The organism is Mycobacterium sp. E342, assembly GCF_001667665.1.
Taxonomy (GTDB): domain Bacteria; phylum Actinomycetota; class Actinomycetes; order Mycobacteriales; family Mycobacteriaceae; genus Mycobacterium.
Genome location: NZ_LZJM01000239.1, coordinates 1 through 26,057 on the forward strand (window position 1 = coordinate 1; position 26,057 = coordinate 26,057).

The window sequence follows — 26,057 nt, forward strand, 5'->3', positions numbered from 1 at the left end:
GCCGGTGCCGATGCCGGCGACGAAGTGGGTGACCTTGCCGTCGGTGTCGGCCCAGATCTCCTCACCGGTGGTGGCGTTCATCATCGACATCCTCCCGTACGCGGTTGTGCACGGAATCGGGACGGGCATCCTCGTTGCGACACAGCAGACGTCGTGCATCACCGACGTCACGCAGTACGCGGTCAACCAGTACTGCGCCACACAGAACTCGACCATCGGCATGGCGGCGCAGTGGTTGGCATCGCTGGTGGGCCTGGTCTATCTGATTTGGAACTACGGCTACCGCCAGGGCATCACCGGATCCAGCGTCGGCAAGTCGGTGATGAAGTTCAAGGTGGTCAGCGAGGTCACCGGCCGGCCGATCGGTTTCGGCATGTCGGTGGTGCGTTCCCTGGCCCACTTCGTCGACGCGATCATCTGCTTCATCGGGTTCCTTTTCCCGCTGTGGGATTCGAAGCGGCAGACGCTGGCGGACAAGATCATGACGACGGTCTGCCTGCCGTTCGACGGAACCGAGGAGCGGCCGAGCTAGTCGTGCGCGCGAAGTAGCCGGGGTGGCCGTCGCCTAGGCTGGGCGTCGATGAGCGCCGACCGACACGGACACTTCACCGGACTCGCCACCAAGGCCATTCACGCCGGCTACCGGCCGGACCCGGCGACCGGGGCGGTCAACGCCCCGATCTACGCCAGCAGCACGTTCGCCCAGGACGGCGTCGGTGCGCTGCGCGGCGGGTTCGAATACGCGCGCACCGGCAACCCGACGCGCGCCGCGCTGGAGGCCTCGCTCGCCGCCGTCGAAGGTGGCGGTTACGGGCGCGCGTTCGGTTCCGGCATGGCCGCCACCGACTGCGCGCTGCGGGCGATGCTGCGGCCCGGCGACCACGTCATCATCCCCAACGATGCCTACGGCGGCACCTTCCGGTTGATCGACAAGGTGTTCACCCAGTGGGGGATTCGTTACACGCCGGTGGCGCTGTCCGGCCTGGACGACGTCCGGGCCGCGATCACCCCGCAGACGCGCCTGATCTGGGTGGAGACGCCGACCAACCCGCTGCTGTCCATCGCCGACATCGCGGCCTTAGCCGAGATCGGCCAGCAGTCGTCGGTAAAGGTGTTGGTGGACAACACGTTTGCGTCGCCCGCGTTGCAACAGCCGTTGACGCTGGGCGCGGACGTGGTGTTGCATTCGACCACCAAGTACATCGGCGGCCACTCCGACGTGGTGGGCGGCGCGTTGATCACCGACGACGCCGAACTGGACGAGGCCTTTGCGTTCCTGCAGAACGGGGCCGGCGCGGTGCCCGGCCCGTTCGACGCCTACCTGACCATGCGCGGGCTGAAGACACTGGTGCTGCGGATGCAGCGGCACAGCGAAAACGCCGCGGCAGTCGCCGAATTCCTGGCCGGACATCCGGCTGTGAGCACCGTGTTGTACCCCGGTCTGCCCGGCCACCCCGGGCATGACGTCGCCGCCAGGCAGATGCGTGGCTTCGGTGGCATGGTGTCGGTGCGCATGCGGGGCGGCCGGCAAGCGGCGCGGGATCTGTGCGCCCGCACCGAGGTGTTCATCCTGGCCGAATCGCTCGGCGGCGTCGAGTCCCTGATCGAACACCCCAGCGCCATGACGCACGCGTCGACGGCCGGTTCGCAACTGGAAGTGCCCGACGACCTGGTGCGGCTGTCGGTCGGCATCGAGGACGTCGCCGACTTGCTGGCCGACCTCGACCAGGCGTTGGGCTGACCACGAGCGGCCTACGAGTGGTAGGGCTCCGCGCTGACCAGCGTGACCTCGACGGTGTTGCCGTTGGGCACGACGTAGCTGCGGGTCTCGCCCACCTTGGCGTCGATCAGCGCGCCGCCCAGCGGTGAGTTTGGCGAATACACCTCGAGCTTGCCGTCGTTCACGCCCTCCTGGCGGGTGGCGATCAGGAACGTCTCGGTGTCCGACTTGTCGCCGTTGTAGTACACCTTGACCACCGAGCCGGGCAGCGCGACGCCGGACTGCTTGGGCGCCTCGCCGACCTTGGCGTTGTTGAGCAGGTCCTGCAGCTGACGAATCCGTGCCTCCTGCTGGCCCTGCTCTTCACGGGCGGCGTGGTAACCGCCGTTCTCGCGCAGGTCCCCTTCTTCACGGCGGTCGTTGATCTCCGCGGCGATGACCGGACGATTAGCGATCAACTGATCGAGCTCCGCCTTCAGCCGGTCATGTGACTCCTGGGTCAGCCACGTCACCGAAGTGTCCGTCATCTTGTCGTGCTCCTCGTGTTCTCGTTTCGCGTAACCGCGTAAGCCTGTTGACCCCGCCGCCGGAGTGATCCGGGTCTGCCTCCCGTGTGCTGCCGATCCGTTCTGCTCACGGCCTTAATGCAGCAATACACGGTCCCATCAGGAACCGTGCATTCACCCATGTTACCACCGCGCAAACAATTGATGACTCCAAATTCGCAGTTCGGCTGTTGTTACGGGGTCACGCCGGCCGCAGATAGGCGGGCACGTCGGTGCCGCACCCATAGATATCGGCCACCCCCGGTGGTTTGCTGGACTTCACCGTGGTGGTCAGCTGCACCGTGGCCGCATCGGAGGCTGGGACCAGCACTTCGCGCCTGCCCGTTTCGCTGCCGTCCTTGGCCCGGACCCGCACGATGCAGTCCACCGGCCGCGACGGATCGGATCGCGTCACGCTGATCGTTACCGATGCGGTTTCGTCGTCGAGCACCCGGTAGCCGACCAGCGAGCCCGTGACGGCACTCGTGCCCAGCCGGTGGTAGCCGACGACGGCGATCACCAGGCCGGCCGCCACCACCAGCGCTCCCAGCCCGCCGATCACCCAACGCCTGGGCACACGCGCGCGCCCGGAACGCCCGTAGCGGGCCTCCGGACGCGAGGGAGAGGTTTCGGTCATGCCTGGGTATGCCTGAGCGGTCGGCCGCCGGCCGGAGGCCGGCGGCATGCAACGATCTGAAGAACTGGAATTATAGGTCGTATCCGGCGACCAGCAGACCGACAAGGGGGCACGTGAGCGAACTGCGGTTGATGGCGGTGCACGCCCACCCCGACGACGAGTCCAGCAAGGGCGCGGCCACCCTCGCCCGCTACGCCGACGAGGGCCACCGGGTGCTTGTGGTGACGCTGACCGGCGGTGAGCGCGGCGACATTCTCAACCCGGCGATGGACCTGCCCGAGGTGCACGGCCACATCGCCGAGATCCGCCGCGACGAGATGGCGAAGGCCGCCGAGATCCTCGGTGTCGACCACCATTGGCTGGGTTTCGTCGACTCCGGCCTGCCTCAAGGCGACCCCCCACCCCCGCTGCCCGAAGGATGCTTCGCGCTGGTGCCGCTGGAGGAGTCGGTCGAGGCGCTGGTGCGTGTGGTCCGCGAGTTCCGCCCGCACGTGATCACCACCTACGACGAGAACGGTGGCTATCCGCATCCCGATCACATTCGCTGCCACCAGGTTTCGGTCGGCGCTTTCGAGGCCGCCGGGGATTATCGGCGGTTTCCGGACGCGGGCGACCCGTGGGCGGTGTCCAAGCTGTACTACATCCACGGGTTCCTGCGGGCGCGGATGCAGCTGCTGCACGACGAGGCCGTCAAGCACGGTCACGAACCCCCGTTCAAGAAGTGGCTCGAGCACTGGGACGCCTCGCACGACCCCTTCGAGTCCCGGGTCACGACGCGCGTCGAGTGCTCGGCTTACTTCAGCCAGCGCGACGACGCGCTGCGGGCGCACACCACCCAGATCGACCCCGAGCACGACTTCTTCGCCGCGCCCATCGAGTGGCAGCAGAGGTTGTGGCCGACGGAGGAGTTCGAGCTGGCGCGCTCGCGCGTCCCCGTCCGGCTGCCCGAGGACGACCTGTTCGCCGGAATCGAGATCGACGGGTGAACCACCTCTTGATGGCGAGTGCGTTGGCCGACGCCCCGCCCCAGCACACCGGCCCGGACTTCGGCAAGGCCAGCCCGATCGGGCTGCTGATCGTCGTGGTGCTGTTGATTGCCACGCTATTGCTGCTGCGATCGATGAACCGGCAACTGAAGAAGGTGCCCGAGTCGTTCGATCCCAAGCACCCCGAGCCCGACCAGGCCGCCGACGAGGGCACCGACGCGGTCGACGAGGCCGACGGACATCCGCCGGGACAGGCGAACGGATCGGAGCGTTCACCGGGGCCCGGTGATGAGCCCGGCTGACGCTGCGGCGACGAACACCCTCGGACTGGCCACCAGCCCGTATCTGCGCCAGCACGCCGACAACCCGGTGCACTGGCAGCAGTGGACCGCACAGGCGCTGGCGGCCGCGGCCGAACGCGACGTGCCGATCCTGCTTTCGATCGGCTACGCGGCCTGTCACTGGTGTCACGTCATGGCCCACGAGTCGTTCGAGGACGACGAGGTGGCCGCCGCGATGAACGCCGGGTTCGTCTGCATCAAGGTCGACCGGGAGGAACGCCCGGACCTCGACGCGGTGTACATGAACGCCACCGTGGCGCTCACCGGACACGGCGGATGGCCGATGACGTGCTTCCTGACGCCCGACGGCCGGCCCTTCTTCTGCGGCACCTACTACCCGAAAGACGGCTTCCTGCAGCTGCTTTCGGCGGTGTCCGCCACGTGGCAACAGCGCCGCGGCGAGGTGGAGCAGGCGTCCGACCACATTGCCGGCGAGCTGCGCGCGATGGTTTCCGGGCTGCCCCCCGGTGGCCCGGACGTCGCACCGGCACTGTGTGACCACGCGGTCGCCGCGGTGCTCGAAGAGCAGGACACCGCGCACGGCGGCTTCGGCGGCGCACCAAAATTCCCGCCGTCGGCGATGCTCGAGGCGCTGCTGCGCCATTACGAGCGCACCGGGTCTGCGCCCGCGCTGGAGGCGGTCGCGCGTACCGGCAACGCGATGGCGCGCGGCGGCATCTACGACCAACTCGCCGGCGGGTTCGCCCGCTACAGCGTCGACAACGCTTGGGTGGTGCCGCATTTCGAGAAGATGCTCTACGACAACGCGTTGTTGCTGCGCGCCTATGCGCACTGGGCCCGGCGGACCGGTGATCCGCTGGCGCGCCGGGTCGCCGCCGAGACGGCGCGTTTTCTGCTCGACGACCTCGCCGACGGCGCCATGTTCACGTCGTCGCTGGACGCCGACGCCGACGGACGCGAGGGCTCGACCTATGTCTGGACGCCCGGGCAGCTCACCGAGGTGCTCGGGCCTGACGACGCCCATTGGGCCGCAACGCTTTTCGGTGTCACGGTGGCGGGCACCTTCGAACACGGGGCCTCGGTGCTGCAATTGCCCGCCGACCCCGATGACCCGCAACGCGCCGGACGGGTCCGTGCCGCGCTGCTGGCGGCCCGGCGCGCCCGGGCTCAGCCCGGCCGCGACGACAAGGTCGTCACGTCCTGGAACGGGCTGGTGATCACCGCGCTGGCCGAGGCCGGCGTGGCCCTCGGCGAGCCCGAGCTGGCCCGCGCCGCCCGGGACTGCGCGACCGCGCTGCTGGGCTTGCACCTGGTCGACGGGCGGCTGCGGCGCGCCAGCCTCGGCGGGGTCGTCGGGGACAGCGCCGCCATCCTCGAGGACCACGCGATGCTGGCCACCGGCCTGCTCGCGCTCTATCAGCTGGACACCGACGCGGAGTGGCTGGGCGCGGCGGTCGAGCTGCTGGACACCGCGCTGCGGCACTTCGCCGTCCCGCAGCAGCCGGGCCGCTGGTTCGACACCGCCGACGACGCCGAACGGTTGATGCTTCGGCCCGCCGACCCGCTGGACGGGGCCACCCCGTCGGGTGCGTCGAGCATCACCGAGGCGCTGCTGACCGCGGCGCACCTGGTTGACGGGGAGCGCGCGGAGCGGTATCTGCGCGCGGCGGCCGACGCTCTGAACGCGCATGCGGTGTTGCTGGACCGCGCGCCGCGTTCGGCGGGCCACTGGCTGGCCGTGGCGGAGGCCGCTGTTCGCGGCCCGCTGCAGATCGCGGTCGCCTGCGACCCGTCGCGGTCTTCGCTGCTGGCCGACGCGCGACGGTTGGTGCCCGGCGGGGGGATCGTCGTGGGCGGCGAGAAGGACTCGTCGGGACTGCTGGCCGGGCGGGACCGGGTGGCCGGCGCCGACGCCGCCTACGTGTGCCGGGGCCGCGTGTGCGACCTGCCGGTCACCACCGCCGAAGACCTCGCGGGGGCGCTGGCCGCGCCACGGTAGCGTGACCCTTCATGCCGAGCGCCCAACACATCACCGACACGGTCCACCGCTACATCGAACTGGTCGCCAAGGGTGGCCCCGACGAATTGGTCGAGCTCTACGCCGACGACGCCACCGTCGAAGACCCCGTCGGCGGCGAGGTGCACATCGGCCGCCAGGCGATCCACGGCTTCTACTCCGCGGTCAATGATGTGCAGCGCGAATGCGAACTGGTGACGCTGCGGGTCGCGGGCAACGAGGCGGCTTTCCATTTCCGCCTCACCGTCACCGCGGGGGAGCACCGGATGGTGATCGAGCCGATCGACGTGATGGCGTTCGACGAGGACGGCAAGGTCGCCCACATGAAGGCCTACTGGTCACCCGCCGACGTCACGCACCTGTAGCCGGTTCAGTGCAGCCAGGCCTGGTGGCCGACGTAGAACACGGCGAACCACATGGCGATGTAGTGCAGGATCGCCGCGATCGCGGTGAAGGCGTGGAAGAACTCGTGATAGCCGAACGTCCTGGGCCACGGGTCGGGCCAGCGCAGCCCGTAGAAGATCCCACCGATGCTGTAGAACACGCCGCCGACGGCCAGCAGCACCATCGCGGCCACCCCGGCCGTGTGCAGGATCGTCGGGCAGTACCAGACGGCCACCCAGCCCAGCACCAGGTAGAGGGGCACACCCAGCCAGCGCGGGGCCGACGGCCAGCACACCTTGAGCAGGATGCCCGCCGCTGCGCCGCCCCACACGATCCACAGCACCTGCACCCCGGTCTGCTGCGGCATGGCCAGGCGCGCGAACGGCGTGTAGCTGCCGGCGATGAACACGAAGATCATCGAATGGTCGAGCCGCTTCATGCGATTGCGGGCCGCGTCGGACGTCCACTGCACCCGGTGGTACGTGGCGCTGACGGCGAACATCGCCACCGTCGCCGCCGCGTAGACCAGCGTCGAATGACCCGCGCGCGGCGAGGACGCGGCCCACGAGACCGACACCAGCGTGGCGCCGGTGATGATCGCCAGCCACGCGGAGACGAAGTGTATCCAGCCGCGCATGCGCGGCTTGGTCAGGACGTGGGCGGCGCCCTCGACCAGCTGTTCGATGGTGTTGCCGGGGGTGATGGCTTCGGATTCGCGATCCGAACGCTCCGGATTGGCAGACGTGCTCGTCTGGCTGCTCATGTCTCCTGTGCCTTGTCTTGCAGGTCGGCAATTGCCAGTGGCTGATCACCGTCAACAGTAATCGGCAATCGGCACCGCATGGTGTCTGCCGCCCGGTGACCGGCGCGAAACCGGGCCGAAATCGCAGGGGAATTCGGTGCGGCTCGCAGTAGGCTGAATCTCCGTGGAAATTATCCCGCCGCGTCTCAAAGAGCCGCTGTATCGCGTCTACGAGTTGCGGCTGAGGCAGGATCTGGCCTCCTCGAAATCCGACCTGCCGCGTCACATCGCCGTCCTGTGCGACGGCAACCGGCGCTGGGCCCGCGACGCCGGCTACGCCGACGTCAGCTACGGCTACCGGATGGGTGCGGTCAAGATCGCCGAGATGCTGCGCTGGTGCCAGGAAGCCGGCATCGAGATGACCACGGTCTACCTGCTGTCCACCGAGAACCTGCAACGCGACCCCGACGAGCTGGCGGGACTCATCGAGATCATCACCGATGTCGTCGAGGAGATCTGCGCACCGGCCAATCGCTGGAGCGTGCGCACCGTCGGCGATCTGGAGTTGCTGGGCGAGGAGCCGGCCCGGCGGCTGCGCGACGCGGTGGAGTCGACGCCCGTGGTCGCGCCGTTCCACGTCAACGTCGCGGTCGGCTACGGCGGCCGCCGCGAGATCGTCGACGCGGTGCGGGCGCTGCTGAGCAAGGAACTCGCCAACGGTGCCTCCGCCGAGGAACTCATCGACGCGGTGACCGTCGACGGCATCTCCGAAAATCTGTACACCTCCGGGCAGCCCGATCCCGACCTGGTGATCCGCACGTCGGGGGAGCAACGCCTGTCCGGGTTCCTGCTCTGGCAGAGCGCCTATTCGGAGATGTGGTTCACCGAAGCGCACTGGCCCGCGTTCCGCCGCGTCGACTTCCTGCGCGCGCTGCGCGACTACAGCCGGCGGCACCGCAGGTACGGCAAGTAGCGGGTCGGCACGCAAGTCAGTCCGTGCCAAACTGTCAGCATGGCTGCGCTGTCGGCGGTGGTGTTCACGCTGAGCGGGTGGCTCGGGTTGTACCTACTGGCCCGCGATCCGCGCAAGCCGGTGCTGGTGATGGCGGCGATCGGACTGTGCGGTTTCGCGCTGGTGGTCGCGCTGGACGCGGTGCGCAACACCAGCCCTGCCTACGCGCACCTGCTCAGTCGCATTGAGATCTACCTGGTCGCCATTCCCGGCGTGGCGTGGTTCGCGGTGCTCGTGGAGCTGTCCCGGCCCAGGGACGGCGGGCGGGCGCGCACCCGCGAGGTGTTGCTGGTGGCGGGGGTCGCCGCGCTGACCCTGTTCGGGGCGATGCTGGCCGGCAGCGTCGAGGGTCCGTTGCGCACGGGCCACTGGCTGATGTTCGCCGTGATCTCGCTGTCCACGTTCGGCGCGATGGCCGTCGCGTTGCGGCAGCCGCGCCGCCCCCGCTCGGCCGTGGGGCTCGCCGTCGTCGCCACCCTGTTCTTCGCGCTCGGCAACGCCATTCTGATCATTCCGCTGGGCCTGGTGCCCAGCTGGGTGGCGCTCGCGTCGACGAGCATCGACGTCCTCTCGCTCGGGCTCGCCGTCGCCCTGTGGGACGCGTTCGACGAGGGCCAGGCGCTGCGCGCCGACATGCTGCGCTCGTTCACCGGCTCGACGGCGGTGGCGGTGTTGTTCGGCGGCCAGGCGCTGATCGGTCTGGCGGTCACGCGGGATGAGCCCGCCGGGCGGACGGTGCTGGCCGTGCTGTTGTTCAGCAGCCTCGCGATCGCCATCGCGGTGCAGGTGCTGGCCGACCCGCTGGCCGGCGCGCTCGACCGGATGGCTTTCTCGAAGTCGCCCGCGCTGCGCGCCGACCGGGCCGCGTTGCGGCACACCGGGGCGGCGTTGCCGTTGCGTTCGGCCGATCCCCTGGTCGACGTCGACGACCAGACCTTCGCCAGGCTCACCCGCCGGGCACTGGGCCACTACGGCGACCTGACCAAGCTGGTCGCCAGCCCGTTGACCGCGCTGCCGGTCATCGACGAGCGGCTCGCCGCACGGGGCGCGCCCGACCATCCGCTGGAGCGGGCCAACGAACTCAAGGCGGTCCTCGCTGACGCGATCGGGCGGCTGAAACCGCGCGACGCCGGCGATTTCGGGACCACCGAGCAGTGGCGCCATTACAACTCGCTGTATTTCCCGTATGTCGTCGGCGTGCGCGCGTACGCGCAGAACGCCACCGCCGCCGGATTGGATCCGACCGCCCGCCAGGCCTGGCACTGGTTGGTCACCGAGGTCCCGCAGCGCTCGCTGCACAACTGGCAGAACGCCGCGGCCCGGCTGATCGCCGCGGACCTGCGCGGGCGGATCCCGGTGCCCTCCGACTGACTTTGCTCGGAGGCGGGCACAACGTCATGCCCTCGCATCTTGTGACTGGTGGGGCGGGTGAACGCCAGACTGGCGTTTGTCGAATAACGATTCGGATTGGTGCTCCCCGAAGGGAATAGCCGGGCCCACACCCTCGTCCTTGTTTCCGTGGCAGTAGTTGGCAGTGCCACGAGTCGATATTGCAGGTGCACCGGTAGCACGCTGATGTTCGACCCAAATCGCCATCGCGAGGAGTAATCACATGATGTCTGCATCTGGCGCACCCGGTCTGGCAACCCGACCCCTGTACGACGCGACCGACTCGCTGTTGCGTTTCGCCATGCGCGCCGACGCCACCTTCACGGGACTGTGCGGTCTGGTCATCGCCTTTCTCGCCGACCCGCTGTCGTCGCTGACGGGGTTGACCTCGCTGCAGGAATACAGCCTCGGCGCCTTCTTCGTGTTCGCCGGGCTGGCTGTGTTCCTGCTGGCGGCGGCGCCGAACCTGCGCCGCGTCGGAATCGGCGTCGTGGCGGCCAACGTGGTGTTCACCCTGGCAGCGATCGTGGCCGCCGAAGTGCTGCCGCTGTCCGCGACCGGCATCGCCGCGGCGCTGGCCGGCGGCGTGTACACCGCGGCCTTCGCGGGACTGCAGTACCTGGGGCTGCGCCGCCTCGAGACGGCGTGACCGCGGCGGTCGCCACCTAGAGCTTGCGCAGCCGCAGCCGGTTGATGGAGTGGTCGGCGTCCTTGCGCAGCACCAGCGTGGCCCGGGGGCGGGTCGGCAGGATGTTCTCGACCAGGTTGGGCCGGTTGATGGACCGCCAGATTTCCCGCGCGGCCGCGACGGCCTTGGTGTCGTTGAGGGCCGAGTAGTGATGGAAGTGCGATTCCGGGTCGGCGAACGCCGTGCCGCGCAGTGACAGGAACCGGGACACGTACCACTGCTCGATGTCTTCGATCCGGGCGTCCACATAGAGCGAGAAGTCGAACAGGTCCGACACCATCAGGGTCGGACCCGTCTGCAGGACGTTGAGGCCCTCCAGGATCAAGATGTCGGGATGGCGGACGACGTGCTTGGCGCCGGGGATGATGTCGTATTTCAGGTGCGAGTACACGGGCGCGCAGGCGTAGTCGGATCCCGATTTCACCGAGGTCACGAACCGCATCAGCGCCCGGCGGTTATAGCTCTCCGGAAAACCTTTGCGGTGCATCAGGTTTCGTCGATCGAGTTCGGCGTTCGGGTATAGGAAGCCGTCGGTGGTCACCAAATCCACCCGAGGGTGGTGGTCCCATCGGGCCAGCAGCGCCTGCAGGACGCGGGCGGTGGTCGACTTGCCGACCGCGACGCTGCCGGCCACGCCGATCACGAACGGCACCGGCCGGTCCGGATTCTGTTGCGGCTCGCCGAGGAACTCCGCGGTGGCGGCGAACAACCGCTGGCGGGCGGCGACCTGCAGGTGGATCAGCCGGGCCAGCGGCAGGTAGACCTCTTCCACTTCCAGCAGGTCGATCTGCTCACCGAGACCGCGCAGCCCGACCAGTTCCTCCTCGGTGAGGGCCAGCGGCGTCGACATGCGAAGCGCGCGCCATTGCTTTCGGTCGAACTCCACATAGGGGCTCGGCTCGCTCAGCCGCGGCATACTGCAAGTGTCGCAGGGGCGGACGCGCGCCCGACGGCTGGGCTGGCTAAACCGTGGCTGGATAGACTGGCGCCGTGACTGCTGCACCCGACGCCCGTCCCTCCACGTCCGTGATGTCCGCGCCGCTCGCCGCGGTCGATCCCGACATCGCCGAGCTGCTCGGCAAGGAGCTGGGCCGCCAGCGCGACACCCTCGAGATGATCGCCTCCGAGAACTTCGTGCCGCGTTCGGTGCTGCAGGCCCAGGGCAGCGTGCTGACCAACAAGTACGCCGAGGGCCTGCCTGGCCGGCGCTACTACGGCGGTTGCGAGTACGTCGACGTCGTCGAGAACATCGCCCGGGACCGGGCGAAGGCGCTCTTCGGCGCCGATTTCGCCAACGTGCAGCCGCATTCGGGCGCGCAGGCCAACGCCGCGGTGCTGCAGGCGCTGATGACGCCGGGGGAGCGGCTGCTGGGCCTCGACCTCGCCAACGGCGGGCACCTCACCCACGGGATGAAGCTGAACTTCTCCGGCAAGCTCTACGAAACCGGTTTCTACGGTGTGGATCCCGTGACGCACCTGGTGGACATGGACGCGGTGCGGGCCAAGGCCCTCGAGTTTCGGCCGCAGGTCATCATCGCCGGGTGGTCGGCCTACCCGCGGATCCTGGACTTCGCGGCGTTCCGGTCGATCGCCGACGAGGTCGGCGCCAAGCTGTGGGTGGACATGGCGCACTTCGCGGGCCTGGTCGCCGTCGGGCTGCACCCGTCGCCGGTGCCGCACGCGGACGTGGTGTCCACGACCGTGCACAAGACGCTGGGCGGCCCGCGTTCCGGCCTGATCCTGGGCAAGCAGGAGTACGCCAAGTCCGTCAACTCCGCGGTGTTCCCCGGCCAGCAGGGCGGCCCGCTGATGCACGTCATCGCGGGCAAGGCCGTCGCGCTCAAGATCGCCGGCACGCCCGAGTTCGCCGACCGGCAGCAGCGCACGCTGTCCGGCGCGCGGATCCTCGCCGAACGGTTGACCGCCCCCGACGTGGCCAAGGCCGGTGTGTCGGTGGTCAGCGGCGGCACCGACGTTCACCTGGTGTTGGTGGACCTGCGCGACTCCCCGCTGGACGGCAAGGCCGCCGAGGACCTGCTGCACGAGATCGGCATCACGGTCAACCGCAATGCGGTTCCCAACGACCCGCGGCCGCCGATGGTGACGTCGGGCCTGCGCGTGGGCACGCCGGCGCTGGCGACCCGCGGCTTCGGGGATGCCGAGTTTGCCGAGGTCGCCGACGTCATCGCCACAGCGTTGGCCGCGGGGACCGCCGCGGACCTGTCCGCGCTGCGGCAGCGGGTGACGCGGCTGGCCAGGGATTTCCCGCTGTACGGCGGTCTCGAGGAGTGGACGCTGGTCGACCGCTGACCGCGGGCCGGACCGGTTTGGGGACCAAAGTCACCAGTTGTCGCGACACGGCGCAAGCGATTTCACGAACCTGTGTATGCAAGTTACAGTAACCGCATGGCACAGAAACCTGTAGCTAACGCGCTGACCCTGGAACTCGAGCCGGTGTGCGAAGCCAACATGGACCGGCATCTGAGCACCGAGGAACTCTGGTTCGCTCACGACTACGTGCCGTTCGACCGGGGCGAGAACTTCGCATTCCTGGGCGGACGTGACTGGGAACCGTCCGACGCGACGCTGCCCCGGAAGTACACGGACGCCTGCGAGATCCTGCTGCTGCTCAAGGACAACCTCGCCGGCCATCACCGTGAGCTCGTCGAGCACTTCATCCTCGAAGACTGGTGGGGCCGCTGGCTGGGCCGCTGGACCGCCGAGGAGCACCTGCACGCGATTGCGCTGCGCGAGTACCTGGTGGTCACCCGCGAGGTCGACCCGACCGCCAACGAGGAGGCCCGGGTCCAGTACGTCATGAAGGGCTACCGCGCCGACACCTACACGCAGGTCGAAACCCTGGTGTACATGGCGTTCACCGAGCGCACGCACGCCGTCTTCTGCGAGAACCTCGCGGCGCAGCTCGAGGAGCCCATCCTGGCCGGGCTGATCGACCGGATCGCGCGCGACGAGCGGCGCCACGAGCTGTTCTTCTCCAACCTCGTCGAGCACTGCCTGCAGTACACCCGCGACGAGACCATCGCGGCCATCGCGGCACGCGCGGCCGACCTGCAGGTGCCGGGCGCCGACATCGACTCCTATCGGGACAAGCTGCGCAACGTCGCCGATGCGGGCATCTTCGACCAACAGCAGCTGCGGCAGGCGATCTCGGATCGCATCACCGCATGGGGTGTGGCCGACGAGCCCGCCCTCAAGCAGTTCGTCATCGGCTAGCCCGATCTTCGCGCGTGGCGACTTAGTCGTCGGCGCGCCTGCGCTGCTGCGAAGCGGCGACGAGAGTAGCGTCGATCTCGATGGTCAGCGTCATGCTCTGCTGCCAGGGCGGCACCTCCCGTCACCACAACGGAAGGACCGGCCCCGGTCCTGGTGTCGCAGTTCCCGCCGACATGCCTGTGCGGGTCCGCGCGGGCTCATCCCGCTCGAGGAGCGCTACGTGACCGAAATCCGGACCTACGTGATCGACACCTCCGTGCTGCTGTCCGACCCGTGGGCGTGCAGCCGGTTCGCCGAGCACGAGGTGGTGGTTCCGCTGGTGGTGATCAGCGAACTGGAGGCCAAACGGCATCACCACGAGCTGGGGTGGTTCGCCCGGCAGGCGCTGCGTCTGTTCGACGACCTCCGGCTCGTGCACGGACGGCTCGATCAGCCCATTCCCGTTGGGGCGCAAGGCGGCACGCTGCACGTCGAACTCAACCACACGGACCCCGCGGTGCTGCCCGCCGGTTTCCGCAGCGATAACAACGACTGCCGGATCCTGAGTTGCGCCGCCAACCTGGCCGCCGAGGGCAAGCGAGTCACGTTGGTCAGCAAGGACATTCCGCTTCGCGTCAAGGCCGCCGCCGTGGGGCTGGCCGCCGACGAGTATCACGCGCAAGACGTGGTGGCCTCCGGGTGGTCGGGGATGCGGGAGATCGAGACGGCCACCGAGGACATCGACGCGCTGTTCGCCGAGGGCGAGATCGATCTGGCCGAGGCGCGAGACCTGCCCTGCCACACGGGTATTCGCCTGCTCGGCGGCAGCTCGCACGCGCTGGGCCGGGTCAATGCCGACAAGCGGGTTCAGCTGGTCCGCGGCGACCGCGAGGCGTTCGGCCTGCGGGGCCGTTCCGCCGAGCAGCGGGTGGCGCTCGACCTGCTCCTCGACGAATCGGTGGGCATCGTCTCGCTGGGCGGCAAGGCCGGCACCGGGAAGTCGGCGCTGGCGTTGTGCGCGGGCCTGGAGGCCGTGCTGGAACGGCGGACCCAGCGCAAAGTCGTGGTCTTCCGCCCGCTGTACGCCGTGGGCGGCCAGGAGCTGGGCTACCTGCCCGGCAGCGAGAGCGAAAAGATGGGTCCCTGGGCGCAGGCGGTCTTCGACACGCTCGAGGGCCTGGCCAGCCCGGCCGTGCTCGAGGAGGTGCTGTCCCGCGGCATGCTCGAGGTGCTTCCGCTGACCCACATCCGGGGCCGCTCGCTGCACGACTCGTTCGTCATCGTCGACGAGGCCCAGTCCCTGGAGCGCAACGTGTTGCTGACGGTGTTGTCCAGGCTGGGCGCGGGGTCGCGCGTGGTGCTGACGCACGACATCGCCCAGCGCGACAACCTGCGCGTCGGCCGGCACGACGGTGTCGCCGCGGTGATCGAGAAGCTCAAAGGTCACCCGCTGTTCGCCCACATCACCCTGTTGCGCAGCGAGCGGTCACCGATTGCGGCGCTGGTGACCGAGATGCTCGAGGAGATCGCCGGACCGCAGTGACGCGCCTCGTGGGCCGCGAAACTGTATTCCGCGACGCCTCCACTCGCGAAACACGTCGCTAGCTGCAGTCTCGCGGTGGGTAGGCTCTTACCGTGCCGAAAAGACCCGACAACCAGGCCTGGCGCTATTGGCGCACGGTGGTCGGTGTCGTCGCGGCCGTCGCCGTGCTGGTGATCGGCGGACTGACCGGTCACGTGACGCGCGCCGACAACCTCAGCTGCGCGGTGGTCAAGTGTGTGGCGCTGACCTTCGACGACGGGCCCAGCCCATTCGATGCCCGGTTGCTGCAGATCCTGAAGGACAACGACGCCAAGGCGACGTTCTTCGAGATCGGCAACAAGGTGGCGGCCAACCCCGCGGGGGCCAAGCAGGTGGCCGACGCGGGGATGGAGATCGGCAGCCACACCTGGGAGCACCCCAACATGGCGACGATCCCACCGGAGGACATCGCGCCCCAGTTCGCCAAGGCCAACGACGCGATCACCGCCGCCACCGGGCGGACGCCTTCCATCTACCGGCCTGCCGGCGGACTGTCCACCGACGCGGTCCGGCAGACCGCCGCCAAGTTCGGGCTCGCCGAAATCCTCTGGGACGTCATCCCTTTCGACTGGGCGAACGACTCGAACACGGCGGCGACGCGGTACATGCTGATGACCTACACCAAGCCGGGTTCGGTGGTGCTGTTCCATGACACCTACTCGAGCACCGTCGACCTGATCTACCAGTTCATCCCGGTGCTCAAGGCCAACGGCTACCGGATGGTGACGGTCAGCGAACTCCTGGGCCCCCGGGCGCCGGGCAGCAGCTACGGCAGCCGCGAGAACGGGCCACCCGCGAACGAACTCCACGACATCCCGCCCGGCGACATCCCGACGCTGCCCAACACGTCGTCGCCCAAGCCGATGCCCAACTTCCCGATCACCGACATCCCGGGCCAGAACTCCGGCGGGCCGAACAACGGTGCCTAGCACGGGCTTGCGGGCACGCGTGGCCACTCGGCTGGGGAAGTGGCGCCCGCAAGCGCCGGTGGGGCAGCGAAAGTCCGCCCGCCGGTTGGCGATCGAATACGGGGCCGACCTCGCGTGCTCGTACGTGCTGGCCGTCGTCGAGGCGGCCGCTATCCTGATCCCGCTGCGCGGCCACACCTCCGTCGCGGCCAACGTCGACTTCGCCCAAACCAATCCGGCGGCGGTGGTGGCGCTCGTTCTGCTGGGCATCGCCGCCGTCGCGTCCGCCGGCGTCCTGAGCATCACCCCGACGCTGCGTTGGTACGCGTCCGGGGCCGAACCCGACCAGCAGCAGCGGGAAATCGCGCTGAAGCTGCCCGGGCGCCAGTCGGCCATCCTGTTCGGGGCATGGGCCGCCAGCGGTGGCATCTTCATGCTGCTCAATCTCGGTGGCGGGGCCCAGCTGCTGCTGCCCATTGCGCTCGGCGCGCTGCTGGGCGGGCCGGCCGCCGCCGGTACCGCGATGCTGCTGGCGCAGCGCGTCCTGCGCCCCATCATGCGCGCCGCCACCCTGGGCTGTGAGCCACGGTTGGCCGTGCCCGGGGTGTACGCGCGTCTGGTCCTGCTGTGGTTCTTGTCCAGCGCCTTCCCCATCGGGGTGATCGCGACGCTGGTCGTGCTTCGCTCCTACGGATGGCTGATCGAGAAGTCCGCGTCGCTGGATGTCCCGATCCTGGTGGTCGCGCTGGCCGCGCTGGTGCTCGGGCTGCCGACCATGATCTTGACGGCGCGATCCATCTCCGACCCGCTGGGGGAGGTCGTCGACGCCATGGCGGAGGTCGAGCGCGGCCGCATAGGAACCTACGTCGGGGCATATGAACGGTCCCAGATCGGGCGTCTGCAAACGGGATTCAACCGGATGGTGGCCGGGCTGGCCGAGCGGGAGCGGTTGCGCGACCTGTTCGGGCGCCACGTCGGGACCGACGTCGCCCAGCGCGCCCTCGAGGAGGGCGCAACACTGTCGGGAGACGTGGTCGAGGCGGCGGTCCTCTACATCGACCTGGTGGGTTCGACGCAGCTGGCGGAAAGCCGTCCCCCGCAGGAGGTCGCCGAGGTTCTCAACGACTTCTTCCGCATCGTCGTCGGCACCGTCGACGAAAACCGGGGGCTGGTCAACAAATTCGCCGGGGACGCCGCGCTGGCCGTCTTCGGGGTGCCGCTACCGGCCGGCGAGCCGGCGTCGGCGGCCTTGGCCACCGCCCGCGCCTTGGGCGCCCAGCTGCGCCGGCTGCCGGTCGATTTCGGCATCGGCGTCTCGGCCGGCCCCGTCTTCGCCGGCAACATCGGCGCCGAGAACCGCTATGAGTACACGGTGATCGGCGACGCGGTCAACGAGGCCGCCCGGCTGGCCGATCTCGCCAAGACCGCCGACCGGCGCATCCTGTGCGCGGCGGCGGCCATCGAGCGGGCCGGCGAAGCCGAGGGAAGGCATTGGGCGGAGTGCTATTCCACCGTCCTGCGGGGACGGTCCGAAGCCACCCACGTCTCGGCGCCGGCCGGCTAGCTTGGACTGGCCGCCGGGAGCCGGCTCAGGACTTGTTGACCTTGAGCGCGGCGATGATCCGCCCGATGATGTCCGCCGACGCGGTGTCACCGATGGGCGTGCTGCCGATGAAGACGGTGGCCGGCTTGGTGTCGACGGCGATGACGGTGACGGAGTCGCCCTTGACGTTGCGGCTGGGGTCGGCGATCGTGACGTCGGCGTCCGCGCGGGCCGCCTTGGTTCCGTCGACGGTGATCGACGAGGTCTTCGTCGGGCCCAGCGTCGGCGACGCGTTCGCATAGCCCGGCCCGTTGGCGATGCACTGCAGCAACTTCGACGCCTGGGCGGTGACGTCCATGCTGGCCGCGAAGTTCGTCACGCCCACCTCGGCCGTCATCATCCACTGATTGGCGCCCGGCACATCCTGGGCGACGCCGACCGCTCCGGTGAGGTTCGGGTCCTGGTCGTCGGAGAACACCGTCCAGTTGGGGGGCACGGCAGAGGCCGGGAACGACAGCTTGCCTGCGGTGATCGAGTCCGTCCTGGGCATCTCGCCGCCGGACACGTTAGGGGTGCAATCGGTGGCGGTCTGCTGACCCCTCGGCTGGCTGGCGGTGGTGCTGGACGTCGAGGGCGCGGCGGTCGGGGACTTGCCGTGGCTGCCGCCCCGCATCACGATCAGGGTGGCCACCAGCGCGATCACGGCCAGGACGACCAGACCACCGATGATCAGCCACGGCAGCTTCGAGCCGGGGCCGCCCGGTGGCGGCCCGGGTGGATAGGGCCCGGGCGGGAACTGCTGCCCGGCATGCGGATACCCCGGCGGTGGATACGGGTAGGGGCCGGTCGGCGGGTACGGTTGCGGGCCGCCCTGCGGCTGGCCTCCCCAATACGGTTGCTGCCCATACGGGTTGCCGTAGGGACCCTGGCCGTAGGGGCCCTGATCGTAGGGGCCGCCGGGCGGAGCCGTCATCGCTGCACCAGCCCGCCTAGGCTTCCGGCTTGACCTTGGCCATCGCCAAGACGTCCAGGCGGCGGTCCAGCTCTTCCTCGGACAGCTTGTCGCCGATCAGGCCGCGGTCGATCACGGTCTGGCGAATCGTCTTGCGTTCCTTGAGGGCCTGCTTGGCCACCGCGGCCGCCTCCTCGTAGCCGATCGCCGAGTTCAGCGGCGTCACGATCGACGGCGACGACTCGGCCAGCTCGCGCAGGTGATCGACGTTGGCCCGCAGCCCGATGATGCATCGCTCGGCGAACAACCGCGACACGTTGGTCAGCAGCTTGAACGACTCGAGGACGTTGCGGGCCATCATCGGGATGTAGACGTTGAGCTCGAATGCGCCACTCAAACCACCGACGGCGACCGCCGCGTCGTTGCCGATCACCTGCGCGGCCACCTGCGTAACCGCTTCCGGCAGAACAGGATTCACCTTACCCGGCATGATCGAGCTGCCCGGCTGCAGGTCCGGCAGCTGGATCTCGGCCAGCCCGGTCAGCGGGCCGGATCCCATCCAGCGGATGTCGTTGGCGATCTTGGTCAGCGACACGGCGATGGTGCGCAGCGCGCCGGAGGCCTCGACCAGGCCGTCGCGCGCGGCCTGCGCCTCGAACGAGTTGGCGGCGGTGCGCAATTCGCCCAGACCTGTGGAGGCGATCAACGTCTCGACCACCTTGGTGCCGAAGCCGTCGGGGGCGTTGAGGCCGGTGCCCACCGCGGTCCCGCCGATCGCCAGCTCGCCCAGCCGCGGCAGGGTGGCGCGCACCCGCTCGATCCCCGCCTCGATCTGGCGGGCGTAGCCGCTGAACTCCTGGCCCAGGGTGACCGGAACGGCGTCCATCAGGTGCGTGCGGCCCGACTTGACCACCGTGTGCCACTCGCGGGCCTTGCCGGCGAGCGCGTCGTGCAGCACCTCCAGCGCCGGGATCAGGTGGCGCACCGCGGCCTCGGTGGCCGCGATGTGCGTGGCGGTCGGGAAGGTGTCGTTGGACGACTGCGACATGTTGACGTCGTCGTTGGGGTGCACCGTGACACCGTTTTTGGCCGCGATGCTCGCGATCACCTCGTTGGTGTTCATGTTCGAGCTTGTGCCCGAACCGGTCTGGAAGACGTCGATGGGGAATTGGTCGTCGTGCAGGCCGTCGGCGATCTCGGCGGCGGCGGCGATGATCGCGTCCGCCTTCTCCGGCGCCAGCAATCCGAGGTCCTTGTTGACTTGTGCGCAGGCCCCCTTGAGCAGACCCAGCGCGCGGATCTGGGTGCGCTCCAAACCGCGGCCCGAGATCGGGAAGTTCTCCACCGCGCGCTGGGTTTGCGCGCGCCACAACGCCTTTGCGGGCACCCGGACCTCGCCCATGGTGTCGTGTTCGATGCGGTATTCGGTATCGGTGGCATCAAAGGCCATAGGTAACTGTCCTTGTCGTTTCAGGCGTGATTCTCGGTCTAGGGCAGGGGATAGGCGGCGGTGCTGTCCCCGGTGAAGTCGATGGCGGAGTATTCGTTGAGTTTCGAGAGCCGGTGGTAGGCCTCGATCATGCGCACGGTGCCCGACTTCGACCGCATCACGATCGACTGCGTCGTGCAGCCGCCGGGGTAGTACTGCACGCCCTTGAGCAGGTCGCCGTTGGTGACCCCGGTGGCGCAGAAGAAGACATTCTCTCCGGACACCAGGTCCTCGGTGGTCAGCACCCGGTCGACGTCGTGGCCGGCGTCGATCGCCTTCTGGCGCTCCTCGTCGTCCTTCGGCGCCAGCTGCGCCTGGATCGCGCCGCCCATGCAGCGGATGGCGGCGGCGGCGATGATGCCCTCCGGCGTGCCACCGATCCCGGCCAGCATGTCGGTGCCGGAGAGGTACCGGCAGGCCGAGATCGCCCCGGCGACGTCGCCGTCGGTGATCAGCCGGATGCGCGCCCCGGTCGCCCGGACGTCCTCGATCAGCTGGGCGTGCCGGGGGCGGTCCAGGATGCACACGGTCATGTCCCGCACGGACAGGTTCTTCGCCTTGGCGACCGCGCGCACGTTCTCGGAGATCGGCTGGGTGATGTCCAGCACATGGGCCGCCTCGGGCCCGACGGCGATCTTGTTCATGTAGAACACGGCCGAAGGGTCGAACATCGCGCCGCGCTCGGCCACCGCCAGCACCGAGATCGCGTTGGGCATGCCCTTGCTCATCAGCGTGGTGCCGTCGATCGGGTCCACGGCGAAGTCGCACTCCGGGCCGTCGCCGTTGCCGACGTCCTCGCCGTTGTAGAGCATCGGCGCGTTGTCCTTCTCGCCCTCGCCGATCACCACGACGCCGCGCATCGACACCGTGTTCACCAGCTCGCGCATCGCGTCGACGGCCGCGCCGTCGCCGCCCTCCTTGTCGCCGCGGCCCACCCAGCGGCCGGCGGCCATGGCACCGGCCTCGGTCACCCGGACCAGTTCCAGGGCCAGGTTGCGGTCCGGGGCTTCACCACGTGGCCGTCCGGATGGGCCGTCGCCCTCAACTGTCATGGTTGGTGATTGTCCCAGAAGCGGATCGGTCTGCTGGAACTGGGATACTCGGGGGATGACCGAAGAGTCGCCGCTGAACGCCAGCTCGGACGCCCCCGTCACGGGCGAGCCGGCCTTGGTGGCCGGGGCCGTGCCGGGGCCCGTTCCACGGCCCGCCAAACCGCGGTTGTTGCAGGACGGCCGCGACATGTTCTGGTCGCTGATGCCGTTGGTGCTCGGCTGCATCCTGCTGGCGGGCCTGGTGGGCATGTGCTCGTTTCAGCCCGGCAACCACCAGGGTGTGGTGCCGTCCTACGACGCGGCAACAGCTCTGCGGGCCGATGCCGCGACCCTCGGCTTCCCCGTCCGGCTGCCCAAGCTGCCCGCCGGCTGGCAGGCCAACTCGGGCAGCCGCGGCGGCATCCAGGGCGGCCGCACCGACCCGGCGACCGGTCAGCGGGTGAACGCGCCCACCTCGATCGTCGGCTATATCAGCCCGACCGGAATGTATCTGAGCCTCACCCAGAGCAACGCCGACGAGGACAAGCTGGTGGGTTCGATCCATTCCTCGGCGTATCCGGCCGGAACGGTCGACGTCGCGGGGACGAACTGGGTGGTCTACAACGGCGCCGGCCAGAGCGGGGCGGACGCGGAGCCGGTGTGGACCACCCGGCTCACCGGCCCGTCCGGCGCCACCCAAATCGCGATTACGGGTGCCGGAAACACCGATCAGTTCCGTACGCTGGCTTCGGCGACGCAATCCCAACCGCCGCTCCCCCCGCGCTGAGGAAGGGCCGAGTGTGACTGCACCCCAAGCGGATCTGTCCGGATGGTCGGTGGCGCCGTTCACCGGCGGCGGCTACACCCATGACGTCTACCGCAAGGGCAGCGGGCCGGGCGTGGTCCTGATCCCCGAGATCCCCGGAATCCATCCCGGCGTGCTGGCCCTGGGCAATCATCTGGTGGACAACGGCTTCACCGTCGCCATGCCGTCGCTGTTCGGCGAGCCGGGCAGGGCCAAGACGGTCGGTTATATCGCCGCGAGCATCAGCCGGGCGTGCGTGGCAAAGGAATTCGCGGCGTTCGCGACGAACAAGCAGCGGCCCGTGTCGTTGTTCCTGCGGGCGCTGGCGCGTGACCTGAACGCGTCGACGCCGGGCAAGGGGGTCGGCGTGATCGGCCAATGCTTCACGGGCGGCTTCGCGCTGGCCGCGGCGGTCGACGACGCCGTCCTGGCCCCGGTGCTCTCCCAGCCGTCGGTACCGCTGCCGCTGGGTCGCGCGCGCCGCCAGGATCCGGGACTGAGCGAAGCCGAACTGGCCACCGTGGCCGAGCGCGCAGCGAACGACGGCCTGTGCGCGATGGGCCTGCGGTTCAGCGAGGACAGCGCCGTCCCCCGCGAACGCTTTGCGGTGCTCAAACAGCGACTGGGCGACGCGTTCGAGGTGATCGAGATCGATTCGAGCCCGGGCAACGTGGGCGGTTTCGGCAAGATGGCGCATTCGGTGCTGACCGACGAGGTTCGCGAAGTCGACGGACAGCCGGCTTACGAGGCCCGCAAGCGGGTGATCGAGTTCCTCACCCAGAGGCTCACCTAGGCACCGCATGCCGAGTGACACTCTCGTCGTCGACACCGGCTACGGCCCGGTCCGGGGCGCGGACCTCGGCCACGCCCGAACCTGGAAGGGCATCCGCTACGCCGCGCCGCCCGTCGGCGACCTGCGGTTCCGGGCGCCGCAGCCGCCCCAGCGGTGGACCCAGGTCGCCGACGCCACCCGCTACGGGCCGGCCTGCCCGCAACCCGTCTTTCCCAACATGCCGCTCGAGCTGGGCGCGCCGCAGGGCGAGGACTGCCTCCGGCTGAACGTCTGGGCGTCGTCCGGCACCCAGCCGGGCGACCGCAAGCCGGTGATGGTCTGGCTGCACGGCGGGGCTTACGTCCTGGGCTCGGGCAGCCAGGCGTTGTACGACGGTCGCCGGTTGGTCAGCGGCGGCGACGTCGTCGTGGTGACGGTCAATTACCGCGTCGGAGCGCTCGGTTTCATGGACCTGTCGTCATTCACCACCTCGCGGCGGCGGTTCGATTCCAACGTCGGACTGCGCGACGTGCTCGCGGCGCTGACGTGGGTGCGCGACAACGTCGCCGCGTTCGGCGGGGATCCCCGCAACGTCACGCTGTTCGGCGAATCCGCCGGTGCGGGGATCGTGACGACCCTCCTGGCCTGCCCGGCAGCCGAGGGCTTGTTCGCCCGCGCGATCGCCCAGAGCTCGCCGGCCACGTCGGTGTACGACCGGCGCAGGGCGGAGCGGGTGGCCGAGACGGTCCTCGAGCGGCTCGACGTCGATGCGGACCGGTTGCCGACCGTGCCCACCGCGGTGCTGCTGGCCGCCTCCCAAGAGGTCTTCGACGAAGTGCCCGTGCGTAATCCGGGGATTCTGGCGTTCGTCCCGATCATCGACGGCGAGCTGCTGGACGACTACCCGGTCAAGCGAGTGCAGGAGGGCCGCTCGCTTCCCGTCCCGTTGATCATCGGCACCAACCGGCACGAGGCGGCGCTGTTTCGGTTGATGCGCTCACGGCTGATGCCGATCACCCCCCGCGCGATCACGTCGATGTTCGATCAGATCGCCGCCGAACAACCCGACCTGCAACTGCCCACCGAGGAGCAGATCGGGTCGGCCTATTCGCGATTGCGGCGCAGGGCAAGGAGTTTGAGCATCGCGACCGACGTCGGGTTCCGGATGCCGTCGGTGTGGCTGGCCGAGGGGCACTCCCGCGTCGCCCCGGTGTATCTGTACCGTTTCGACTACGCGACCCCGCTGCTGAAGCTGCTGTTGGTCAACGCCGCTCACGCGACCGAGTTGCCTTATGTCTGGGGCAATCTCGGCGGTCCGAAGGACCCCACACTGAAGCTCGGCGGTGCCGCGACCGCCAAGGCGGTGTCCAAGAGAATGCGGACGAGGTGGGTAAACTTCGCCGCACGGTCAGAGCCCGCGGGTCCGGACGGCGAGCCGGACTGGACGCCCTACCGCGCGGCCGATCGCGCGTGCCTGATCATCGACAAGCGTGACACCGTCGCGTGCGATGTCGACGCGCGCATCCGCGCCGCGTGGGGCAGTGAGATGGTGGGCTTTCGGTAAGGGCGGGTCAGACCGTCGGCTTGGCGGCGGTATTGCCTTGCTGCGCTTCGTCCTTCATGCGCCGGAACATGTCGACATAGTAGGGCAGGCATTGCGACATCGCCTGCTCGGTGGTGAACAGCGGCTCATAGCCGAGGTCGCGGCGCGCCTTGGCGATCGAGAAGTAGTTGTCCAGATACAGCCGCTCGACGGCGAGCGGCTCGAGCAGTGGAGCGGGTATGCCGAATCGGAAATGCAGCCGCTGCCAGCCGGTCATCGCCGCGCGGACCATCGGGCCGTTGACCCGGACCCGGGGCCAGCTCACCCCGCAGGCCTCGACCACCGGCCGCGCGAACTCGAACATGTTGATGGGTTCGTCATCGTTGATGAAGTACGCCTGGCCGGGAGCGGTGCCCCCGGGGACGAGGTGCTCGGCGGCCAGGATGAAGCCGTGAATCAGGTTGTGCACGTAGGAGTTGTCCAGCCGCGCCGACTTGCGGCCGATCAGCACCTTGACGTGGCCGGCGATCACGCTTTCGAACAACCGGCGGAACATCGTCTGGTCCCCGCGGCCCCAGATGCCGCTGGGCCGGATCGCACACGTCAGCATCCCGCCAACACCGTTCTGCGACAGCACGAATCGCTCGGCGACGACCTTCGTCTCGGTGTACAGGTCGTTGAACCGGTCGGTGTAGGGCAGGGTCTCGTCCCCGCCGGGAATGTTCTGGCCGCCCATCACGACGCTGTTGGACGAGGTGTAGACGAATCGCTTCACCCCGGCCGCCTGCCCGGCGTGCACGAGGTTTTCGGTGCCGCCGACGTTGACCGCGAAGCTGCGCTGCCGGTACGCGTCGGTCACCGACGCGCCGCCCATCAGGTCGATGATCGCCGCGGTGTGGAAGACCGTGTCGATGCCGTCCACCGCTTGCGCGCACACCGCCGTGTCGGTGATGTCCCCCTCGAGCACCTCCAGCTGCGGGTGCGGTGCGAGCGGTGACGGCGCACGGTCGAACGACCGCACCCGATACCCGCGGTCCAGCAGTGTGGTGACCAGGTTGGCGCCGACGAATCCGGAGCCGCCGGTGACCAGGACGCGGCCGAGTTCGGTGGTCAGTGATGCATCAGCCATGGGCCGCAGCATAACTGAAACGTGTTCCAATTTGAAAAAAAGTCACGGCTCAAACTTTCGTTGAATGGCCAAATCAGGCGTCGTCCGGCTGGCCGGCCGCGAGCGCATCCTCGATCCGCTTGCGGGCGCCAGCTAAGTGCTCCTCACAGCGTCTTGCGAGTTCCTCGCCCCTTTCCCATAGCGTCAGCGACGCATCTAGATCCAGGCCGCCCTGCTCCAGCTGACGGACGACCTCTATCAGCTCGTCACGGCACGCTTCGTAGCCCAGGCTACTAATGGGCGTAATTGACTGGTCTCCTTTGTCGGGCACTTTATCGGCCATCGGTCGGCCCCTCGCTCACGGCGACGACCGCGCCGTCGGCAACCCGGACCCGCAGCCGGCTGCCCGCCGGGGCATCGGCCGTCGACCGCAGCACCACCGGCGGCCCGGAGGCCGGCACCGCCTGCACCACGGCATAGCCGCGGGCCAGTGTCGCCGCCGGGCCCAGCGTCGCCAGCCGCGCGCTGAGGTGACCGACGCGCTCCGTCTCGGCGGCGGCCAGGCGGGTGATGTCGCGGCGGATCGCCGAGCGGGCGCGGTGGATCTCGTCGGCGCGCGCCGTCAGTGCGCTCAACGGTTCGGCGAGCACCGGCCGGCTGCGGACCTGGGCCAGGGCGCGTTGTTCGCG

At 69.1% G+C, this 26,057-nt stretch carries 27 protein-coding genes and 1 pseudogene; 17 read left to right on the forward strand and 11 right to left on the reverse strand.

Annotation, left to right across the window (positions count from 1 at the left end; all coding sequences use genetic code 11):
- Nucleotides 1-72 (reverse strand): annotated as a pseudogene (locus tag A5692_RS29965) (hypothetical protein); the annotation flags it as partial.
- Nucleotides 73-106: 34 nt separating this feature from the next.
- Between A5692_RS29965 and A5692_RS18555 the strand changes: the two are divergent.
- Both A5692_RS18555 and A5692_RS18560 read left to right on the forward strand, forming a co-directional pair.
- Nucleotides 107-532: an RDD family protein gene (locus A5692_RS18555; RefSeq protein ID WP_369830305.1), complete on the forward strand. Its 426-nt coding sequence runs from the start codon at nt 107-109 to the stop codon at nt 530-532.
- Nucleotides 533-580: 48 nt separating this feature from the next.
- On the forward strand, nt 581-1,741 hold the full coding sequence (locus A5692_RS18560; RefSeq protein ID WP_068058481.1) for a cystathionine gamma-synthase: 1,161 nt from the start codon (nt 581-583) through the stop codon (nt 1,739-1,741).
- 11 nt (nt 1,742-1,752) lie between these two features.
- On the opposite strand, the gene greA is transcribed toward A5692_RS18560, so the two are convergent.
- On the reverse strand, nt 1,753-2,247 hold the full coding sequence (gene greA / locus A5692_RS18565) for a transcription elongation factor GreA (RefSeq protein WP_007168983.1): 495 nt from the start codon (nt 2,245-2,247) through the stop codon (nt 1,753-1,755).
- 220 nt (nt 2,248-2,467) lie between these two features.
- The gene (locus tag A5692_RS18570; protein WP_068058482.1) at nt 2,468-2,902 is read right to left on the reverse strand and encodes a DUF4307 domain-containing protein; all 435 of its coding nucleotides are present in this window, start codon (nt 2,900-2,902) and stop codon (nt 2,468-2,470) included.
- 113 nt (nt 2,903-3,015) lie between these two features.
- Between A5692_RS18570 and mca the strand changes: the two genes are divergently transcribed.
- Genes mca through A5692_RS18590 form a run of 4 tightly spaced genes read left to right on the forward strand, consistent with a single transcriptional unit; the run spans nt 3,016 to nt 6,572 of the window.
- Nucleotides 3,016-3,888 (forward strand): mycothiol conjugate amidase Mca, encoded by an 873-nt coding sequence (gene mca / locus A5692_RS18575; protein WP_068058485.1) that lies wholly within the window; start codon nt 3,016-3,018, stop codon nt 3,886-3,888.
- Entirely contained in the window at nt 3,885-4,190 is a 306-nt protein-coding gene (locus A5692_RS18580; protein ID WP_068058486.1) for a hypothetical protein, read from the forward strand. The genes mca and A5692_RS18580 overlap by 4 nt, the downstream gene beginning before the upstream one ends.
- Nucleotides 4,177-6,189, forward strand: coding sequence for a thioredoxin domain-containing protein (locus A5692_RS18585; protein ID WP_068058488.1), 2,013 nt, complete (start codon nt 4,177-4,179; stop codon nt 6,187-6,189). The genes A5692_RS18580 and A5692_RS18585 overlap by 14 nt, the downstream gene beginning before the upstream one ends.
- Before the next feature lie 11 nt (nt 6,190-6,200).
- Nucleotides 6,201-6,572, forward strand: a complete 372-nt coding sequence (locus A5692_RS18590) for a nuclear transport factor 2 family protein (protein WP_068058490.1) — start codon at nt 6,201-6,203, stop codon at nt 6,570-6,572.
- A 5-nt stretch (nt 6,573-6,577) separates the two neighbouring features.
- Here A5692_RS18590 and A5692_RS18595 read toward each other — a convergent pair whose 3' ends face one another.
- Nucleotides 6,578-7,354, reverse strand: coding sequence for a hemolysin III family protein (locus A5692_RS18595; protein ID WP_068058493.1), 777 nt, complete (start codon nt 7,352-7,354; stop codon nt 6,578-6,580).
- Nucleotides 7,355-7,517: 163 nt separating this feature from the next.
- Between A5692_RS18595 and A5692_RS18600 the strand changes: the two genes are divergently transcribed.
- The 3 genes from A5692_RS18600 (at nt 7,518) to A5692_RS18610 (ending at nt 10,383) form a co-directional block, all read left to right on the forward strand.
- Nucleotides 7,518-8,306 carry a (2Z,6E)-farnesyl diphosphate synthase gene (locus A5692_RS18600; RefSeq protein ID WP_067916848.1) on the forward strand — a complete coding sequence of 263 codons (789 nt, stop codon included), beginning with the start codon at nt 7,518-7,520 and terminating at the stop codon, nt 8,304-8,306.
- 39 nt (nt 8,307-8,345) lie between these two features.
- Entirely contained in the window at nt 8,346-9,716 is a 1,371-nt protein-coding gene (locus A5692_RS18605; protein ID WP_068058495.1) for a hypothetical protein, read from the forward strand.
- A 241-nt stretch (nt 9,717-9,957) separates the two neighbouring features.
- Entirely contained in the window at nt 9,958-10,383 is a 426-nt protein-coding gene (locus A5692_RS18610; protein WP_068058497.1) for a hypothetical protein, read from the forward strand.
- A gap of 16 nt (nt 10,384-10,399) precedes the next feature.
- On the opposite strand, the gene coaA is transcribed toward A5692_RS18610, so the two are convergent.
- On the reverse strand, nt 10,400-11,338 hold the full coding sequence (coaA, locus tag A5692_RS18615) for a type I pantothenate kinase (RefSeq protein WP_068058499.1): 939 nt from the start codon (nt 11,336-11,338) through the stop codon (nt 10,400-10,402).
- A 113-nt stretch (nt 11,339-11,451) separates the two neighbouring features.
- On the opposite strand from coaA, the gene glyA reads away from it, so the two are divergent.
- The 5 genes from glyA to A5692_RS18640 all read left to right on the forward strand — a co-directional run bounded on the left by glyA (nt 11,452) and on the right by A5692_RS18640 (nt 17,689).
- Nucleotides 11,452-12,732, forward strand: coding sequence for a serine hydroxymethyltransferase (glyA, locus tag A5692_RS18620; protein WP_067916839.1), 1,281 nt, complete (start codon nt 11,452-11,454; stop codon nt 12,730-12,732).
- A 96-nt stretch (nt 12,733-12,828) separates the two neighbouring features.
- Nucleotides 12,829-13,656, forward strand: a complete 828-nt coding sequence (locus A5692_RS18625; RefSeq protein ID WP_067916837.1) for an acyl-ACP desaturase — start codon at nt 12,829-12,831, stop codon at nt 13,654-13,656.
- Between the two features lie 220 nt (nt 13,657-13,876).
- Nucleotides 13,877-15,178: a PhoH family protein gene (locus A5692_RS18630; protein WP_055404939.1), complete on the forward strand. Its 1,302-nt coding sequence runs from the start codon at nt 13,877-13,879 to the stop codon at nt 15,176-15,178.
- Nucleotides 15,179-15,270: 92 nt separating this feature from the next.
- On the forward strand, nt 15,271-16,146 hold the full coding sequence (locus A5692_RS18635; RefSeq protein ID WP_067916835.1) for a polysaccharide deacetylase family protein: 876 nt from the start codon (nt 15,271-15,273) through the stop codon (nt 16,144-16,146).
- An 85-nt stretch (nt 16,147-16,231) separates the two neighbouring features.
- Nucleotides 16,232-17,689, forward strand: coding sequence for an adenylate/guanylate cyclase domain-containing protein (locus A5692_RS18640; RefSeq protein ID WP_082962860.1), 1,458 nt, complete (start codon nt 16,232-16,234; stop codon nt 17,687-17,689).
- Nucleotides 17,690-17,714: 25 nt separating this feature from the next.
- Here the strand turns inward: A5692_RS18640 and A5692_RS18645 are convergent, their stop codons facing one another.
- Genes A5692_RS18645 through glpX form a run of 3 tightly spaced genes read right to left on the reverse strand, consistent with a single transcriptional unit; the run spans nt 17,715 to nt 21,161 of the window.
- A complete protein-coding gene (locus A5692_RS18645) occupies nt 17,715-18,641 on the reverse strand; it encodes a hypothetical protein (RefSeq protein WP_068058501.1) in 927 nt (308 codons plus the stop codon).
- Nucleotides 18,642-18,657: 16 nt separating this feature from the next.
- Nucleotides 18,658-20,070, reverse strand: a complete 1,413-nt coding sequence (locus A5692_RS18650) for a class II fumarate hydratase (RefSeq protein ID WP_067916831.1) — start codon at nt 20,068-20,070, stop codon at nt 18,658-18,660.
- 38 nt (nt 20,071-20,108) lie between these two features.
- Nucleotides 20,109-21,161, reverse strand: a complete 1,053-nt coding sequence (gene glpX, locus A5692_RS18655) for a class II fructose-bisphosphatase (protein WP_067916828.1) — start codon at nt 21,159-21,161, stop codon at nt 20,109-20,111.
- A 55-nt stretch (nt 21,162-21,216) separates the two neighbouring features.
- On the opposite strand from glpX, the gene A5692_RS18660 reads away from it, so the two are divergent.
- Genes A5692_RS18660 through A5692_RS18670 form a run of 3 tightly spaced genes read left to right on the forward strand, consistent with a single transcriptional unit; the run spans nt 21,217 to nt 24,281 of the window.
- Nucleotides 21,217-21,927, forward strand: coding sequence for a DUF4245 domain-containing protein (locus A5692_RS18660; protein WP_068058504.1), 711 nt, complete (start codon nt 21,217-21,219; stop codon nt 21,925-21,927).
- A gap of 13 nt (nt 21,928-21,940) precedes the next feature.
- A complete protein-coding gene (locus A5692_RS18665; protein ID WP_068058506.1) occupies nt 21,941-22,738 on the forward strand; it encodes a dienelactone hydrolase family protein in 798 nt (265 codons plus the stop codon).
- A 7-nt stretch (nt 22,739-22,745) separates the two neighbouring features.
- A complete protein-coding gene (locus A5692_RS18670) occupies nt 22,746-24,281 on the forward strand; it encodes a carboxylesterase/lipase family protein (RefSeq protein ID WP_068058508.1) in 1,536 nt (511 codons plus the stop codon).
- A gap of 7 nt (nt 24,282-24,288) precedes the next feature.
- Here the strand turns inward: A5692_RS18670 and A5692_RS18675 are convergent, their stop codons facing one another.
- The 3 genes from A5692_RS18675 to A5692_RS18685 form a co-directional block, all read right to left on the reverse strand.
- Entirely contained in the window at nt 24,289-25,401 is a 1,113-nt protein-coding gene (locus tag A5692_RS18675) for an NAD-dependent epimerase/dehydratase family protein (protein WP_068058510.1), read from the reverse strand.
- Between the two features lie 61 nt (nt 25,402-25,462).
- Nucleotides 25,463-25,711, reverse strand: coding sequence for an exodeoxyribonuclease VII small subunit (locus A5692_RS18680; protein WP_067916819.1), 249 nt, complete (start codon nt 25,709-25,711; stop codon nt 25,463-25,465).
- A partial coding sequence (locus A5692_RS18685) for an exodeoxyribonuclease VII large subunit (protein WP_369830304.1) occupies nt 25,701-26,057 on the reverse strand: 357 nt, incomplete at its 5' end. The genes A5692_RS18680 and A5692_RS18685, both read right to left, overlap by 11 nt.

Excerpts from the sequence above, each read along its gene's own strand:
- A5692_RS18625 (WP_067916837.1), top strand. The coding sequence starts at position 12,829 with ATGGCACAGAAACCTGTAGCTAACGCGCTGACCCTGGAACTCGAGCCG.
- greA (WP_007168983.1), bottom strand. The coding sequence starts at position 2,247 with ATGACGGACACTTCGGTGACGTGGCTGACCCAGGAGTCACATGACCGG.
- glyA (WP_067916839.1), top strand. The coding sequence starts at position 11,452 with ATGTCCGCGCCGCTCGCCGCGGTCGATCCCGACATCGCCGAGCTGCTC.
- A5692_RS18670 (WP_068058508.1), top strand. The coding sequence starts at position 22,746 with ATGCCGAGTGACACTCTCGTCGTCGACACCGGCTACGGCCCGGTCCGG.
- A5692_RS18650 (WP_067916831.1), bottom strand. The coding sequence starts at position 20,070 with ATGGCCTTTGATGCCACCGATACCGAATACCGCATCGAACACGACACC.
- glpX (WP_067916828.1), bottom strand. The coding sequence starts at position 21,161 with ATGACAGTTGAGGGCGACGGCCCATCCGGACGGCCACGTGGTGAAGCC.
- A5692_RS18595 (WP_068058493.1), bottom strand. The coding sequence starts at position 7,354 with ATGAGCAGCCAGACGAGCACGTCTGCCAATCCGGAGCGTTCGGATCGC.
- A5692_RS18645 (WP_068058501.1), bottom strand. The coding sequence starts at position 18,641 with ATGACGGCTCCGCCCGGCGGCCCCTACGATCAGGGCCCCTACGGCCAG.
- A5692_RS18605 (WP_068058495.1), top strand. The coding sequence starts at position 8,346 with ATGGCTGCGCTGTCGGCGGTGGTGTTCACGCTGAGCGGGTGGCTCGGG.
- A5692_RS18570 (WP_068058482.1), bottom strand. The coding sequence starts at position 2,902 with ATGACCGAAACCTCTCCCTCGCGTCCGGAGGCCCGCTACGGGCGTTCC.
- A5692_RS18560 (WP_068058481.1), top strand. The coding sequence starts at position 581 with ATGAGCGCCGACCGACACGGACACTTCACCGGACTCGCCACCAAGGCC.
- A5692_RS18585 (WP_068058488.1), top strand. The coding sequence starts at position 4,177 with ATGAGCCCGGCTGACGCTGCGGCGACGAACACCCTCGGACTGGCCACC.
- A5692_RS18660 (WP_068058504.1), top strand. The coding sequence starts at position 21,217 with ATGACCGAAGAGTCGCCGCTGAACGCCAGCTCGGACGCCCCCGTCACG.
- A5692_RS18675 (WP_068058510.1), bottom strand. The coding sequence starts at position 25,401 with ATGCTGCGGCCCATGGCTGATGCATCACTGACCACCGAACTCGGCCGC.
- A5692_RS18680 (WP_067916819.1), bottom strand. The coding sequence starts at position 25,711 with ATGGCCGATAAAGTGCCCGACAAAGGAGACCAGTCAATTACGCCCATT.
- A5692_RS18590 (WP_068058490.1), top strand. The coding sequence starts at position 6,201 with ATGCCGAGCGCCCAACACATCACCGACACGGTCCACCGCTACATCGAA.
- A5692_RS18610 (WP_068058497.1), top strand. The coding sequence starts at position 9,958 with ATGATGTCTGCATCTGGCGCACCCGGTCTGGCAACCCGACCCCTGTAC.
- coaA (WP_068058499.1), bottom strand. The coding sequence starts at position 11,338 with ATGCCGCGGCTGAGCGAGCCGAGCCCCTATGTGGAGTTCGACCGAAAG.